The sequence below is a fragment of the Pantoea jilinensis genome, from assembly GCF_019104105.1.
GTDB classification, from domain to species: Bacteria; Pseudomonadota; Gammaproteobacteria; order Enterobacterales; family Enterobacteriaceae; genus Pantoea; species Pantoea eucalypti.
The window spans coordinates 1192431-1206142 of the sequence record NZ_CP077746.1 but is presented as its reverse complement, the minus strand read 5'-3'; the positions used below and the strand labels follow the sequence as shown (position 1 = coordinate 1206142).

The following is a 13712-nucleotide window of genomic DNA, read 5'->3' as shown; positions in this document are numbered from 1 at the left end:
TCTGATATGACTGACCTGCCATGAGTAAAAAAACACCACTAAGCCCGGATGATGAAGCGCTGTTTCGCCAGTTAATGACCGGAACACGTCAGTTAAAACAGGACACCTTTGTCCATAAAGCGCCGGTGAAAACCCGCCAGATTCCGGTAAAGCGTCTGCTTTCAGAGCAGGCGGACAACAGTCACTACTTTTCGGATGAGTTTCAGCCGCTGCTTTCTACGGAAGGGGCAACCCGTTACGTTCGCGCCGATGTCAGTCACTTTGAGCTGAAAAAATTGCGTCGCGGTGACTATACGCCGGAAATTTTCCTTGATCTGCACGGATTAACGCAGCAGCAGGCCAAGCAGGAGCTGGGGGCACTCATCGCCGCCTGCCGCCGTGAACATCTGTTCTGCGCCAGCGTCATGACCGGTCATGGGAAGCATATTCTGAAGCAGCAGACGCCGCTGTGGCTGGCCCAGCATCCGTGGGTGATGGCTTTTCATCAGGCGCCGAAGATGTTTGGCGGTGACGCCGCGCTGCTGGTATTGATTGAGATTGAGGAGTGGCAACCGCCTGAGTTGCCATAAAAGGGGCCGACGGGATCGGCCCAGAGACGTCAGATCGCTTTCGCCAGTTTTTTGGGACTGACCTGCCACAGCAATTTACCTGCGCTTGCCGCGGGATCGAACTCCACGCAGGCAATGGCGGAAGTGGCAAACATGGGCGGTGCTTCCTGTGGGCACAGTTCAGAGACTAAATACCCTACCAACGGTAAATGTGAGATCACCAGCGCCGATTTCACGCCTTCATTCGCCAGCGCCTGCAGATAGCACCCTACCATCTCAGGATCGCCACCCGGCGTTAACTCCGGCAGAACGTCCTGGCCTTCCGGCAGGGGAAAGGCTTCACGCACCGTCGCGAGCGTTTGCTGCGCGCGTAAATAGGGACTCACCATTACTCGCTCAATGTCCGGCGTCTGGCTGTTAAGCCAGTTGGCCATTTGACGTGATTCGTTGCAGCCACATAAGGTCAATGGCCTGACTGAATCACTGGCTGCTTCCAGAGCCGCATCGCCGTGACGCATGATAAAAACTTGCATAAAGCACCGCTGTTGTTTGTCGACATCGCCCGACGCGTAGCGCCTGACTCTTCACTCTGCGAATGAACGCTGTGTTTTACCCTAATGGCTTCAGTATAGTCAACCGGTTGTTTATTAAATAAGCACTTCTCAGAATCATGCTGCGCCGCACACTCTGGCGGCGTTTTTCTAAGCCGCTGAATCGGATTGGTTATTCCATTTTCAGCAGAAATGTAAAATTTCGTCTATTTTTTAGCCGCCTCAATCAGCGCGTCACAGGGTGTAAAACGTTCCCCATGTTGCTGCGTAAGCCGGGTTAATCTGTTGACCATTTCCGCCGCGCCCAGTTTGTCCATGTAGTGGAACGGACCACCCAAAAATGGCGGAAAGCCGATGCCAAACACGGCACCGATATCGCCATCGCGCGCGCAGCGGATCACCTGCTCGTCAAGACAGCGGGCCGCCTCATTGAGCATCATCATGACACAGCGTTCAGCAATCTGTGCCTCACTCTGCCTGGCTTTCGGTGTGACCTTCAGCAAAGTATAAAGTGAGGCGTCAGGTTTTTTACGCTGCCAGCGCGCCTGGTCATAGCGATAAAAGCCTTTGCTGTTTTTACGTCCCTTGCGGCCATCTTTCAACACCGCATCAAACGCGGCCGGCGCGGCAAAGCGTTCGCCATAGGCCTGATGCAGGATGGGACTGATTTTACTGCCGACGTCGATACCCACCTCATCCAGCAGCTGAATCGGGCCGACCGGAAAACCAAACTTCACCAGCGCCCGATCAATATGGTCGATGGGTTCGCCCTCCAGCAGGCAGCGCATCGCTTCATTTATATAAGGCGTCAGGATGCGGTTAACATAGAAACCCGGCTTGTCCGCCACCACAATCGGGGTTTTGCCCTGGCTGCGTGCCAGTGCCACAATCGTCACCAGCGTTGCGGTTGAGGTGTTCAGATGGGGAATCACCTCCACCAGCGGCATTTTTTCGACCGGACTGAAATAGTGCAGCCCGATGACGTTTTCCGGACGCTGCGCTTTGGCGGCGATCTCTTCGATCGGCAACGAAGAGGTGTTTGAGGCAAACAGCGTGTGCGGCTGGCAGTGTGCTTCCACTTCGCTCACCATCTGCTGCTTCAGCGCTAAATCTTCGAATACGGCTTCGATCACCACATCACGCTGTGAAAAGCCCTGATAATCGGTGCCGCCCGTGATACGAGCCATCTGCTGTTGACGCTGTGCCGGCGTCAGCTGGCGTCGTTTAACCTTTTTACTCAGCAGCTCCCAGCTGGTTTTCAGCGCATGGTTTACCCCTTCCAGGCTGATATCTTTGATGCGCACCGGCAAGCCCGCGTTGATGGCGGTGACGCTGGCGATGCCGCCGCCCATCAGGCCACCGCCGAGAATAGCGACGCTTTTCACCGCGGCAGGCTCCGCGTCTCCGCCCCGCTCTTTCTTCATGGCCGTTGTTGCGAAGAAGATGCCGCGCAGCGCAACGGATTCTGGCGTCATCGCCAGTTCACCAAAGGCACGCGCTTCAGCATCATGTCCTGCCCGGCTGCCCTGTTCCAGCCCGATGCGCACCACCTCAATAATGCGATTTGCCGCCGGATAATTGCCCTGGGTCTTGGCAGCTGTCTGACGGCTCGCCAGGGCAAACAGTGCCTGACGGCCAATCGGGCCATGCAGCAGACGGTCGCGCAGCGGCAGCGTTCGTCCGCTGACCTTGCCCTTTTTCACACGGGCGATGGCGGTCTCCAGCAGAATCGCCTGCGGCACCGCGTCATCAACCACACCCAGCTTACGTGCCTGTTTAGCCCGCAGCGTTTTGCCAGTCAGAATCAGCGGCAGCGCCTGCTGCACGCCGATTAAGCGTGGCAGCCGCTGAGTGCCGCCAGAGCCTGGCAGCAAGCCGAGCTGTACCTCCGGTAATCCGAGCCGGGTTTTATCATCCAGCGAGCAGATACGTGCATCGCAGGCCAGCGCCAGCTCCAGTCCGCCGCCGAGGCAGGCACCGTGGATGGCTGCAACCACCGGGAACGGCAGCGCGTCGAGCGCAGCCATCACTTCCTGGCCCTGTTTTGCCAGCGCTTCAGCTTCCTGTTCGCTCTTGCAGCGGTCGATCATGCTGATGTCCGCACCCGCAATGAAGTTATCCGGCTTGCCGGAAATCAGCACCAGGCCAGCCAGCTTTGGATCGCGCCGCGCCTCCGCAATAATCGCGGTGATCTGCCCGGCAAATTCCGCTTTCAGGGTGTTCATTTTCTCATCAGGGACATCAATCGTGATGATGCCGACGTGATCCAGTCGCATCTTCAGATGAAACGCATTCTGCTCCATTATTCGGCCTCCAGAACCATTGCCGCACCCAGACCACCTGCTGCACAGGCAGTGACCAGTCCTAACCCGCCACCCCGGCGGCGTAATTCGTTCAGCGTCTGGGTAATCATGCGCGCGCCCGTGGCGGCGAAAGGATGACCATAGGCGATTGAACCGCCCAGCACGTTAAAGCGCTCTTCATTCACTTCGCCCAGCGCATGCGGACGATTCAGTACCTCACGGGCAAAGCGCTCATCGCGAAACATCTGCAGGTTGCTCAGCGTCTGGGCGGCAAACGCTTCATGCATATCGATCAGCGTCAGATCGGCCAGGGTCACGCCAGCGCGATCCAGGGCCAGTGGTGAAGCGTACGCCGGACCCAGCAGCATATCCTGCTGCACCCCGATAGCGGAAAAAGCGTAGCTGCGCAGATAACCCAGCGGTCTGATACCCAGCTCGCGGGCGCGGCCCTCGCGCATCAGAATCACCGCGGCCGCGCCGTCGGTGAGTGGCGTACTGTTGGCCGCAGTAACACTACCGTGCTGGCGATCAAATGCCGGACGCAGTCGGGCGTAATCCTCCGCTTTGGCATTCATACGGACGTTATTGTCCTGATCGATAGCGGTTTTCCACGGCGGCACAAAAGCGGCCATCACTTCCTGATTCAGTACCCCGGATTGCCAGGCTCGGGCGGCATGCTGATGGGATCGCAGTGCCAGCGCATCCTGTGCTTCACGGGTAATGCCGTGACTCTTCGCCATCTGTTCGGCTGTGTCGCCCATGCGCAGGCCGGTGGAATACTCCGCCACTGCGGGTGGCACCGGCAGCAGATCGCGTGGGCGCAGACGTCGCAGGATCTGCAGTTTCTGCCCGGCGCTGCGGGCTTTATTGAGATCCACCAGCGCACGCGCCAGCGTTTTACTGACACCGATTGGCAGCACTGAAGAGGAGTCAGCCCCACCCGCGATGCCCGCAGAGATGGTGCCCGCCATCAGACTTTCTGCCACATTCGCTACCGCCTGAAAACTGGTGGCGCAGGCACGGCTGACACTGTAAGCGTCGGTATGTACATTCAGCCCGCTGCTTAAAACAATTTCCCGCGCAATGTTCGGCGCTTCCGGCATCTGCACGACCTGGCCAAAGACCAGTTGCTCTATCACTTCAGCGGGAAGTTCACTGCGCGCCATTAATTCGCTGACCACCATACGTCCCAGTTCAATGGCGGGAATGCCATGAAAGCCGGTCGCCTGGCGCAGGAAAGGGGTGCGTAACCCATGGGTTATTGCGATGCGTTCACCATCACGCGTCAGCAGCGGCTGCGCTTTGCTCATTATTCTCACCTGTGGCTGGGACTGTGGCATCATTGCCTGAAGAGGTCTGACCTGATCAGTGTTAACCACAAGCGGGTGAGCCGCCAATATCGGAAAGGAAAAAGTGCGAAGGGAAACACGAAAATGAAAAACGCCGCATGTACGCGGCGCTTAGAGATTTAACGCAAACCGAGCTGAAAAATCAGGGTTTCAGCCTGGCAGCTGAAGGTGAAATCGACATCGAGCTGTACGCCCTGATTTACTTCGCTGAAGCGCGATTCAATCACACAGGGTTCTGATTCAACCTCACGCGCGCGCTGGGTAAGTTGCGCTAATTTCGCTTCCGCATCGGCACGCTGAGCAAACCATTCTGACCAGCTTGCAGTGCAATCGGTGTTATCCATCACTGTGCCCACATCAACACAGCAACAGGCTGCGGTTTCGGTCGCACTGCATTTTTTAATGGCATCAGTCATTTCATTCTCCTGACCAGCATTCTGGCGGTTTGCGCGATTTTATGACCGAAATTTTACCTGCTTGCCCAAAAATGCGCCACGCGTATGGCCCTAAGTGACGAATATCACAATAAAAATTGATCCAGAACAAACTGGAATCGGTATGCTGTGCAGAATTGGGGCTGTTTTGTTAAGCAGATCGAATTTTAAGCGATCAATTCTGAAATATTTGAAAAACAATATTGCAACATGCACACAGGTCGGACCTATACTCTCCGCACTGGTCTGATATGTGCGCTTTACATCAGTCCCTACAATCCGCCGTCCTTTGTTACGCGACGTTATAGCGTTAAATAATAATTCACATGAGGTTGTGGTCATGAACCATAAAAACCTGTTTGCAAAGTCAGCCGTGGCGGCTGCAGTGGCGCTTGTCTCTTCACACGTTTACGCAGCTGGATTTCAGTTAAATGAATTCTCTACGATTGGTTTAGGTCGCGCATATTCAGGCGAAGGGGCAATGGGCGATACGGCGGCGTCAGCCAGCCGTAACCCGGCGACGATGGCATTAATGGATCGTCCTGAATTTTCACTCGGTGCGGTTTATATTGCGCCAGATGTCAACATCAGTGGTCGCAGTCCCAGCGGACGCAGCCTGGATGCCAATAATATTGCCCCGAATCAGTGGATCCCCAATATTCATTACGTTCAGCCTATTAACGATCAGTGGTGGATTGGCGCATCTGCAACGTCAAATTATGGCTTAGCCACAGAGTTTAATAATGGCTACACCGCAGGCGGTTACGGGGGTAAAACCGACCTGATGACCGGCAATTTCAATCTCAGCACCGCCTATCGTCTGAATGATCATTTTAGTGTGGGTGTGGGTTTTGATGCGGTTTACGCCAAAGCCAAAATTGAACGCTATGCAGGTGAATCAGGCGCGAGGCTGGGTATTCCGGCTGATACCCAGGTGGCCCATCTGAAAGGCGATAAGTGGGGCTACGGCTGGAATGCCGGTGTCCTGTATGAAGTGGATGAAAATAACCGCTTCGGCTTTACCTACCGTTCAGAAGTTAAAATTGATTTCGATGGCGATTACAAGAGCAACCTCTCATCACGGCTGAATGCGTTTAATGATCCGACCGTGACCGGTGTTCCTGATGGCACCAACGGCACGACCGTTCCGGGCGCATTAACCCTGAATCTGCCGGAAATGTGGGAAGTGTCGGGCTGGCATAAAGTGGCACCGCAGTGGGCGGTTCACTACAGCCTGGCGTACACCAGCTGGAGTCAGTTCCAGGAGCTGAAAGCGACCGGTTCAAACGGCCAGACGCTGTTCTATAAAGATGAAAGCTTCCACGATGCGTACCGCATTGCGCTGGGCACGACCTATTCCTACGACAAGAACTGGACTTTCCGTACCGGTATTGCGTTTGATGACAGCCCGGTGCCAGCAGATAAGCGTTCTATCTCTATTCCGGACCAGGATCGTTTGTGGCTAAGTGCCGGTACCTCTTATGCCTTTAACGATAATGCCTCTGTTGATTTAGGCATCTCTTATATGCACGGACAGAAAGTGACGGTGAAAGAAGGTCCTTATACCTTTACCTCTGAAGGTAAGGCCTGGCTTTACGGCGCGAACTTTAACTACAAGTTCTGATGAAATAGCACGATCAAAAAGGGCGACTCTGGTGAGTCGCCCTTTTTTGTGGCGGCGGGTCGCTGGCTGGCTCAGGGAGCATGCGCCCTTTGCAAAGACGCAAAACCCGCCATACCTGACTGCTCAGCGTGGGCGATTACGCACCTCATCCCTGAGATGCGCCCGCTGCCGGGCCAACGCTTTGCGTTGTTTAAAAACGCTCCCGGCGTTTTTATCCATGGCCCGCGATGCTTTGTTCCGGGCGTATGCTCCCATCACTTCAGCTGCTGTGCGCTCTGCAGAAAAACACAGCGACACGCAGGCAGGGGATCCTGCACTTACTGCGCGTCGATATCCTTCAGGTCATCCTGAATCGCGGCTGCGTTAGGGTTGTCTTCCGGCTTGAGCTTGCCACCGCGCGCCAGGAAGTCGTGACGCTGGAAGTAAGCGTTACGAATAAAGGCGTAAGGATCGCTCTGCTGTTTCAGGATCGCATCGGAATCCAGCAGCTGCGCACGGGTCTCGATCCCTTCAAGCGTCCATTTACCGATCGACATCGGCCAGGTCAGCCAGCCAAGAATCGGATAGAGGGTATCAACGTAGTCGCCGCCATCCTGACGAACCGTAAAGCTGCCATAGGCAGGCAGTTCAACGTAAGGACCATAGCCAACGCCGTAATGACCCAGCGTAGTACCGAAACGGTGCGGCTCTTCACGCGCCAGTTCCGGGTTCGCTTTACCGGCAACGTCAATGAAACCGCCCAGGCCCAGAACGCTGTTCAGGAAGAAACGGGTAAAGTGAATACCCGCATCGCGCCCGTCACCCACCAGGATGGCGTTGACCATGCTGGCAGGTTCTTCCAGGTTGCCAAGGAAATTGCTCAGGCCGGTACGTGCCGGAACCGGCACATAATCGCGCCAGGCGACAGCGACCGGACGTAACACATACGGATCCAGCACATTGTAGTTAAAGTTAAACATCGTGCGGTTAAAGCCTTCGAATGGATCGCTGCGCCCGGCAGGATCGCTATTCGCGGGCTTTGAACTGGCACAACCCACCAGAAGGACGCTGGCCACAGCCAGGCTGGTCAGGCGATAATTCATTCCAATCTCCCTGTGCGGATGAAAAAGGTCTACCCATCGTTCAGGTCACAGCCCGGAGTCGAATCGGCTTACCCGATGAGCATAGCTGACTTTGTGCCAGAGGCAGCAGGCAATGGCACGCATCATTGTTAACATTATCAATTTTTACGTTCAGGGAAGCTGCTTATTGATCTCTACCGCGATGGACTGATGCCCATCCCAGGGCGTTACGGCGCTCAGCCCCAGCCAGTCACCCGGCTGCGGATTGGCGCTGCCATCGCGTGAAACGCGCACCCTTACTGCGACCTGATGCTGCGCCGAAAGCAGGCGATCTGGCATCATGGCGTTACTGTCATCCAGCGTCAGCGTCAGCGGGAAATGACTCAGCGGCATCCGCTTAACCGCCACCGGCACGGGTGAATCCCCGTCAGAAACCGAAATATACAACACTCCGTCTGGCGGTAACATTTTTTCTGCCTCAGGTGTCAGCGTCACGGTCAGCGCCAGCTGACGACTCTGCTGCCCTGCCTCACTTCTGGCCTTTTCAATGCTGCGGGCGATCATCGCGTGCCGCTTGTCATCGGCAGGCAACAGAGCTAAAAGCGTCTGCCATGCGTCGATAGCCTGATCGTATTGCTGCTGTCCGTAAGCATTAAACGCCAGCAGGCTCAGCGTCCGCAGGTTGTGCGGATCGGCTTTCAGCAATGATTGCAGCAGCAGTGACGCCTGCCGGTTATCCTGCGGGTCAGAAGATCGCGTCAGAACCTCTGCATAATCCTGTTTGAGCGCCAGATCGTTGGGGGCCAGCTGTAAAGCATGCTCAAAGGCCTGACTGGCGATCTCTGTATTATTCAGCACCATGCCGAGCCGCCCCAGCATCGTCCAGTCGGCCAGATTATCCGGTTCTGTTTGCAACGCGGTACGCAATCCGAGCTCTAAACGCGCCAGCTCTTCCATGCTCAGCGGTTTAGCGCCAGGGTCCATCAGACGGGCACGCAGCTCAGGATACGCCTGCTGCACCTGCATCCAGCCAGTGAATTGTGCCAGGCCGCCGGTTTTCAGATAAGTGCCCAGCGAGACCGCAATCAGTACAATCAGGCCTGGCAGCAAAATCCAGCGGCTGCTGGTGTGTGATTGCATTGCCTGTGACGGCGGAATATCCGCCAGTAGTGTCTGCTGTAATTCCCGCTCCATCAGCGGACGTTCAGCGACCACGCCCTGCGCTTCATCCTGCGCCAGCTCATTTATGCGCTGATGGTAGAAGCGCTGATTAAGACGATCGCGATCGCCTGTGCTGGCCTGACGTTGCCGCCAGCCCGCCGCCATAAACAGCGTGCAGGCTGCCAGCAGTAACAGAAAAAGGGTGATCCAAAATGCACTCATTACGGCTTCCTGTCTGACTTCAGTAGCGCATTAAGACGCTGTTGCTCATCTTCATCCAGCTCGCTGCGGGTTTTACGCTGACGGCTGCGCAGGATGATCACCGCGCCGCCCAGTAGCGCAAACAGCGCCGGGCCCGCCCAGAGAATCAGGGTGGAGGGCGTGACCGGTGGCGAATAGCTGACGAAATTGCCGTAACGCGCCACCATATAGTCGATGATCTGCTGGCGACTCTGGCCCTGCTTCATCAGCTCGTAGACCTTTAATCGCATGTCGGCGGCAATCATGGCATTCGAGTCGGCGATGCTGTTGTTCTGACATTTCGGACAACGCAACGACGCAGTCAGGTCACGGTATTGCTCTTCCTGGGCTACCGAGTCAAATTGCAGCGTGTCGATGGTCGCCCAGAGATTGATGCTGAACAGCAAGCCGCAGAGCAGTAACAGCGTTCTCATGATCCCGCCTCCGCGCTGTATTTCATCCACAACGGTTTCACTTCCTGCTCCCAGACACGCGCATTCAGATCGCCCGCATGGCGATAACGAATGATTCCTTTACCGTCGATCAGGAAGGTTTCCGGCGCGCCATAGACACCGAGATCGAGTCCCAGCATACCGTTGCCATCATAAAGACTCAGCGCATAGGGATTGCCCAGTGTGTTCAGCCAGTTAACGGCCTTGCGTCGATCGTCTTTGTAGTTCAGTCCGACCACGCGAATGCCCTGCTCCGCCAGCGTATTCAGATACTGATGCTCCGCGCGGCAGGTCGGACACCAGGTCGCCCAGACATTCAGCAACATCGGCTTGCCATCCGTCAGCACATGCTGATCGTAGATTTTGCCCGGCTGATCCAGTGCTTCCAGCCGGAACAGCGGCACCGGTTTGCCAATCAGCGCAGATTCGAGTCGGGTCGGATCGTCACCCTCGGCATTGCGGGTCAGCTGCCACAGCAGCGCCGCCGCCAGCAGCAGAAACAGCATCAGGGGAATAAACAGGATTTTCTTATTCATGTCCGCGCCTCCGTTTCCGCTTTTTTGCGCGAACGGTAGCGGGGATCGAACAGGCAGAATAGGCCACCCAGCGCCATCAGTGCGCCACCGAACCAGATCCAGCGAACAAAGGGTTTGTAGTAAATGCGCACGGCCCAGCTGTCATCATCCAGCTCTTCGCCCAGCGCCGCATAGAGATCGCGGCTGAAACCGCCATCGATCGCCGCTTCAGTCATCATGGTGCGGGCAGCGGTGTAAAAGCGTTTTTCCGCCTGCAGTGTTGCTTCATGTTTGCCGTTGCGGGTGACATCAATAATACCCATGCCGCCGCTGTAGTTCGGCCCCTGCAGATTCTGCACACCACGGAAGACAAAGTGATAGTGATGAATATCGACACTATCGCCTGCTTTCATCCGCACATCGCGCTCCACGCTGTACTGCGTGCTGAATGCAATGCCAATCACCGTGACCCCTACGCCCAGATGGCCCAGCACCATGCCCCAGTGACTGCGTGACAGATGACGTAATCCGGCAAAGAACGGGTGACGATGGGTGGCGCGTTCGTGCAGCTCCAGCAGTGTCAGTACAATAATCCAGAGCGACATCAGCAGGCCAACCACGGTCATCGCCTCAATGCGATCCTGCAACCACCAGGGAATGATCATGGAACAGGCCAGGGTCACGATCAGCGCCAGTGCCAGCCGTTTTGCCAGCTTTTGCGGTTCATCGCGACGCCAGCGCACCAGCGGTCCGATTCCCATCAGTAGCGCAAACGGCGCCATCAGCCAGCTGAACATGGTGTTGAAGAACGGCTCGCCGACCGAAATGCTGCCCAGCCCCAGTTGCTTATGTACCAGTGGCAACAGCGTGCCGAGCAGGACCACCAGCATTGCGGCAATCAGCAGCACATTATTGCCCAGCAAAAATGATTCGCGCGACCAGGTTTCATTCTGTACCCGGCCACGCACCTGCCCGCCTTTAATGGCGTAAAGCAGCAGCGAGCTGCCGATGACAATCACCAGAAACGCGAGGATAAACATCCCGCGCGCCGGATCGGAGGCGAAGGAATGCACCGACACCAGCACCCCGGATCGCACCAGGAACGTCCCCAGCAGGCTCAGCGAAAACGCCGTAATCGCCAGCAGCACAGTCCACGCTTTGAAGGTGCCACGCTTTTCAGTGACCGCCAGCGAGTGCATCAGAGCGGTGCCCGCCAGCCACGGCATAAACGACGCATTTTCAACCGGATCCCAGAACCACCAGCCGCCCCAGCCCAGTTCGTAATAGGCCCACGCCGATCCCAGCACAATGCCAATGGTCAGAAAGACCCAGGCCGCGGTCGTCCACGGGCGTGACCAGCGCGCCCAGGCGGTATCCAGCCGGCCAGCCATCAGTGAGGCGATGGCAAACGCAAAGGCCACCGAAAAGCCGACATAGCCCATATAGAGCAGCGGCGGATGGAAGATCAGGCCGATATCCTGCAGCATGGGATTCAGGTCATGGCCGTCTATCGGGAAGTCCGGCAGCGTGCGGCCAAACGGATTCGACGTCAGCAGGATAAACAGCAGGAAGCCAAGATTGATCATCCCCATCACTGCCAGCACGCGTGCCAGAGCATCCTGCGGCATACCGCGACTGAATATCGCCACCGCCAGTGTCCAGGTGCTCAGCAGCAACACCCACAACAGCAGCGATCCTTCATGTGCGCCCCAGGTGGCGGCGATGCGATAGTAAACCGGCAGCAGGCTATTAGAGTTGGTGACGACATAGGCAACGGTAAAGTCGTTGCTGATAAAGGCCCAGACCAGCAGTGCAAACGCCGCCGCGATACAGACAAACAGACCCGAGGCCAGCGGACGCGCCATCGCCATCAGGCGGGCATCCTGGCGCACCGCGCCCCACAGTGGATAGCTGCTCAGCAACAGGGAGAGGCCCAGCGCCAGGCAGAGCAGAAAGGTTCCGATTTCGGGCATCATGATGATTTATTTCCCACCTGATAGCGCGACTGCGGGCCGGTTTGATCACTCTTCATCGCGTTTTCAATCTCCGGCGGCGTATATTTCTCATCATGTTTTGCCAGAACCTCTTTGGCGATCACCTGGTTGCCCGCCGCCAGCACGCCCTGCGCGACAACGCCCTGCCCTTCACGGAACAGGTCCGGCAGGATCCCTTCAAAACTGACGCTGACCACACCACGCGCATCATAAAGTTTGAACGACACAGCCAGCGTTTTCGGATCGCGCCGGACGCTGCCGGGCATCACCATGCCACCGACGCGCAGCCGCTGTCCCGCTTCGGGCTTCTCGTGCGCCTCCCCTTTGCCGTAGAGGATTTCGCCTGGGGTATAGAAGAGATCGATGTTTGAGCGCAGCGCATACATCACCAGCGCGGTGGCCAGGCCAAGACCGAGCAGGATCGCCAGGGCCGCATAAAGGCGGTTGCGTCGACGGATATTCACAACTTCTCTCCTGCCGCTTCAGCCGCGGCTTTTTTCGATTTTGCTGCCCGGATGCGACGTTCACGTGCGTCACGCTGGCGAATCTCCGCCAGCAAACCGCGGCGCAGTAACAGGGTATGCAGCGTCAGGCCGATCAGTGAAAGCAACGTGCAGGCCACCGCCAGCCAGACATAGAAAGCGTAACCGCCCATCGCAAAGAAGGCGTGCCAGGAGGAAAAGGCTGGAGTCATGCCTGCTCCCCCCGCTTCGCCACATCAATCGCCCAGGGACGATGACGTTCGGTTAACAGAATCAGGTTACGCAGTCGCATCAGCGTCAGCGTAATAAAGACCAGCAGATAGCCGAGGATTGCCCAGCGCAGCGGCGTGCGCATGACCGGCGCAATCGCCTGCTGGAGAATGCCCGACGAGCCCTGATGCAGGGTATTCCACCACTGCACTGAGAAGTGAATGATTGGCAGATTGACCACGCCGACCAGAATCAAAATACCCGCTGCCCGGCCTGCGGTGCGGCGGTCATCAAAAGCGTGATACAGCGCAATCACACCCATATAGAGGAACAGCAGTACCAGCTCTGATGTAAGGCGGGCATCCCAGATCCACCAGGTGCCCCACATCGGCTTGCCCCATGCCGAGCCGGTGACCAGCGCAATAAAGGTAAAAACCGCACCCACCGGAGCCATGGCGGCGGAAACCAGATCGGCCATTTTCATCTGCCACACAAGGCCGATAAAGGCGGCGATGGCCATTGAAGCATAAACACCCATCGACCACATCGCAGCGGGCACATGAATGTACATGATGCGAAAGCTGTCGCCCTGCTGATAGTCAGCGGGTGCGTATCCAAATCCCCAGACCCAGCCCAGCAGCAACGCCGCCAGCCCGGCGATGGCGAACCACGGAACCAGTCGCCCCGAAAACTGATAAAGCCGTTCGGGTCTGGCCAGCTGATGTAACGCTTTCCACATATCAAATGCTCACATTAACGATAAAAGAGTGTTGCCGCGTCTTGTACGC

Annotated in this window: 14 protein-coding genes; 2 read left to right on the top strand and 12 right to left on the bottom strand. The window is 56.8% G+C overall.

Going from position 1 to position 13712, the window contains the following annotated elements; all coding sequences use genetic code 11:
- The first annotated feature begins 20 nt into the window (after window positions 1–20).
- Entirely contained in the window at window positions 21–569 is a 549-nt protein-coding gene (gene smrB, locus KTJ90_RS05750; RefSeq protein WP_008926491.1) for an endonuclease SmrB, read from the top strand.
- Window positions 570–598: 29 nt separating this feature from the next.
- On the opposite strand, the gene sixA is transcribed toward smrB, so the two are convergent.
- The 4 genes from sixA to KTJ90_RS05730 form a co-directional block, all read right to left on the bottom strand.
- Window positions 599–1081, bottom strand: a complete 483-nt coding sequence (gene sixA / locus KTJ90_RS05745; RefSeq protein WP_033763107.1) for a phosphohistidine phosphatase SixA — start codon at window positions 1079–1081, stop codon at window positions 599–601.
- Between the two features lie 224 nt (window positions 1082–1305).
- Window positions 1306–3402, bottom strand: a complete 2097-nt coding sequence (gene fadJ / locus KTJ90_RS05740) for a fatty acid oxidation complex subunit alpha FadJ (RefSeq protein ID WP_499026010.1) — start codon at window positions 3400–3402, stop codon at window positions 1306–1308.
- A complete protein-coding gene (gene fadI / locus KTJ90_RS05735) occupies window positions 3402–4712 on the bottom strand; it encodes an acetyl-CoA C-acyltransferase FadI (RefSeq protein WP_499026009.1) in 1311 nt (436 codons plus the stop codon). The genes fadJ and fadI overlap by 1 nt, the downstream gene beginning before the upstream one ends.
- Before the next feature lie 158 nt (window positions 4713–4870).
- Window positions 4871–5167 carry a YfcZ/YiiS family protein gene (locus tag KTJ90_RS05730; protein ID WP_003854289.1) on the bottom strand — a complete coding sequence of 99 codons (297 nt, stop codon included), beginning with the start codon at window positions 5165–5167 and terminating at the stop codon, window positions 4871–4873.
- 358 nt (window positions 5168–5525) lie between these two features.
- Here KTJ90_RS05730 and fadL point away from each other — a divergent pair, with 358 nt between their 5' ends.
- The gene (gene fadL, locus KTJ90_RS05725; protein WP_008926495.1) at window positions 5526–6809 is read left to right on the top strand and encodes a long-chain fatty acid transporter FadL; all 1284 of its coding nucleotides are present in this window, start codon (window positions 5526–5528) and stop codon (window positions 6807–6809) included.
- A 317-nt stretch (window positions 6810–7126) separates the two neighbouring features.
- Here the strand turns inward: fadL and mlaA are convergent, their stop codons facing one another.
- From mlaA to KTJ90_RS05685, 8 genes are all read right to left on the bottom strand, one after another.
- Window positions 7127–7891, bottom strand: coding sequence for a phospholipid-binding lipoprotein MlaA (mlaA, locus tag KTJ90_RS05720; RefSeq protein WP_003853085.1), 765 nt, complete (start codon window positions 7889–7891; stop codon window positions 7127–7129).
- A 150-nt stretch (window positions 7892–8041) separates the two neighbouring features.
- Entirely contained in the window at window positions 8042–9253 is a 1212-nt protein-coding gene (ccmI, locus tag KTJ90_RS05715; protein WP_337026990.1) for a c-type cytochrome biogenesis protein CcmI, read from the bottom strand.
- Window positions 9253–9705 carry a cytochrome c-type biogenesis protein gene (locus tag KTJ90_RS05710; RefSeq protein ID WP_003853088.1) on the bottom strand — a complete coding sequence of 151 codons (453 nt, stop codon included), beginning with the start codon at window positions 9703–9705 and terminating at the stop codon, window positions 9253–9255. Before KTJ90_RS05710 ends, ccmI begins: the two co-directional genes overlap by 1 nt.
- Complete coding sequence (locus tag KTJ90_RS05705) at window positions 9702–10259, bottom strand: DsbE family thiol:disulfide interchange protein (RefSeq protein ID WP_003853089.1); 558 nt, start codon at window positions 10257–10259, stop codon at window positions 9702–9704. Before KTJ90_RS05705 ends, KTJ90_RS05710 begins: the two co-directional genes overlap by 4 nt.
- The gene (locus KTJ90_RS05700; RefSeq protein WP_008926497.1) at window positions 10256–12214 is read right to left on the bottom strand and encodes a heme lyase CcmF/NrfE family subunit; all 1959 of its coding nucleotides are present in this window, start codon (window positions 12212–12214) and stop codon (window positions 10256–10258) included. The genes KTJ90_RS05705 and KTJ90_RS05700 overlap by 4 nt, the downstream gene beginning before the upstream one ends.
- Window positions 12211–12696, bottom strand: a complete 486-nt coding sequence (ccmE, locus tag KTJ90_RS05695) for a cytochrome c maturation protein CcmE (RefSeq protein ID WP_008926498.1) — start codon at window positions 12694–12696, stop codon at window positions 12211–12213. Before ccmE ends, KTJ90_RS05700 begins: the two co-directional genes overlap by 4 nt.
- Window positions 12693–12926: a heme exporter protein CcmD gene (gene ccmD, locus KTJ90_RS05690; RefSeq protein WP_499026006.1), complete on the bottom strand. Its 234-nt coding sequence runs from the start codon at window positions 12924–12926 to the stop codon at window positions 12693–12695. Before ccmD ends, ccmE begins: the two co-directional genes overlap by 4 nt.
- The gene (locus KTJ90_RS05685) at window positions 12923–13663 is read right to left on the bottom strand and encodes a heme ABC transporter permease (protein WP_008926499.1); all 741 of its coding nucleotides are present in this window, start codon (window positions 13661–13663) and stop codon (window positions 12923–12925) included. The genes ccmD and KTJ90_RS05685 overlap by 4 nt, the downstream gene beginning before the upstream one ends.
- Window positions 13664–13712: the final 49 nt, after the last annotated feature.

Coding starts and splice junctions, on each gene's coding strand:
- KTJ90_RS05710 (WP_003853088.1), bottom strand. CDS start 9,705: ATGAGAACGCTGTTACTGCTCTGCGGCTTGCTGTTCAGCATCAATCTC.
- ccmD (WP_499026006.1), bottom strand. CDS start 12,926: ATGACTCCAGCCTTTTCCTCCTGGCACGCCTTCTTTGCGATGGGCGGT.
- fadJ (WP_499026010.1), bottom strand. CDS start 3,402: ATGGAGCAGAATGCGTTTCATCTGAAGATGCGACTGGATCACGTCGGC.
- mlaA (WP_003853085.1), bottom strand. CDS start 7,891: ATGAATTATCGCCTGACCAGCCTGGCTGTGGCCAGCGTCCTTCTGGTG.
- sixA (WP_033763107.1), bottom strand. CDS start 1,081: ATGCAAGTTTTTATCATGCGTCACGGCGATGCGGCTCTGGAAGCAGCC.
- ccmI (WP_337026990.1), bottom strand. CDS start 9,253: ATGAGTGCATTTTGGATCACCCTTTTTCTGTTACTGCTGGCAGCCTGC.
- KTJ90_RS05705 (WP_003853089.1), bottom strand. CDS start 10,259: ATGAATAAGAAAATCCTGTTTATTCCCCTGATGCTGTTTCTGCTGCTG.
- KTJ90_RS05685 (WP_008926499.1), bottom strand. CDS start 13,663: ATGTGGAAAGCGTTACATCAGCTGGCCAGACCCGAACGGCTTTATCAG.
- KTJ90_RS05700 (WP_008926497.1), bottom strand. CDS start 12,214: ATGATGCCCGAAATCGGAACCTTTCTGCTCTGCCTGGCGCTGGGCCTC.
- smrB (WP_008926491.1), top strand. CDS start 21: ATGAGTAAAAAAACACCACTAAGCCCGGATGATGAAGCGCTGTTTCGC.
- fadI (WP_499026009.1), bottom strand. CDS start 4,712: ATGAGCAAAGCGCAGCCGCTGCTGACGCGTGATGGTGAACGCATCGCA.
- fadL (WP_008926495.1), top strand. CDS start 5,526: ATGAACCATAAAAACCTGTTTGCAAAGTCAGCCGTGGCGGCTGCAGTG.
- KTJ90_RS05730 (WP_003854289.1), bottom strand. CDS start 5,167: ATGACTGATGCCATTAAAAAATGCAGTGCGACCGAAACCGCAGCCTGT.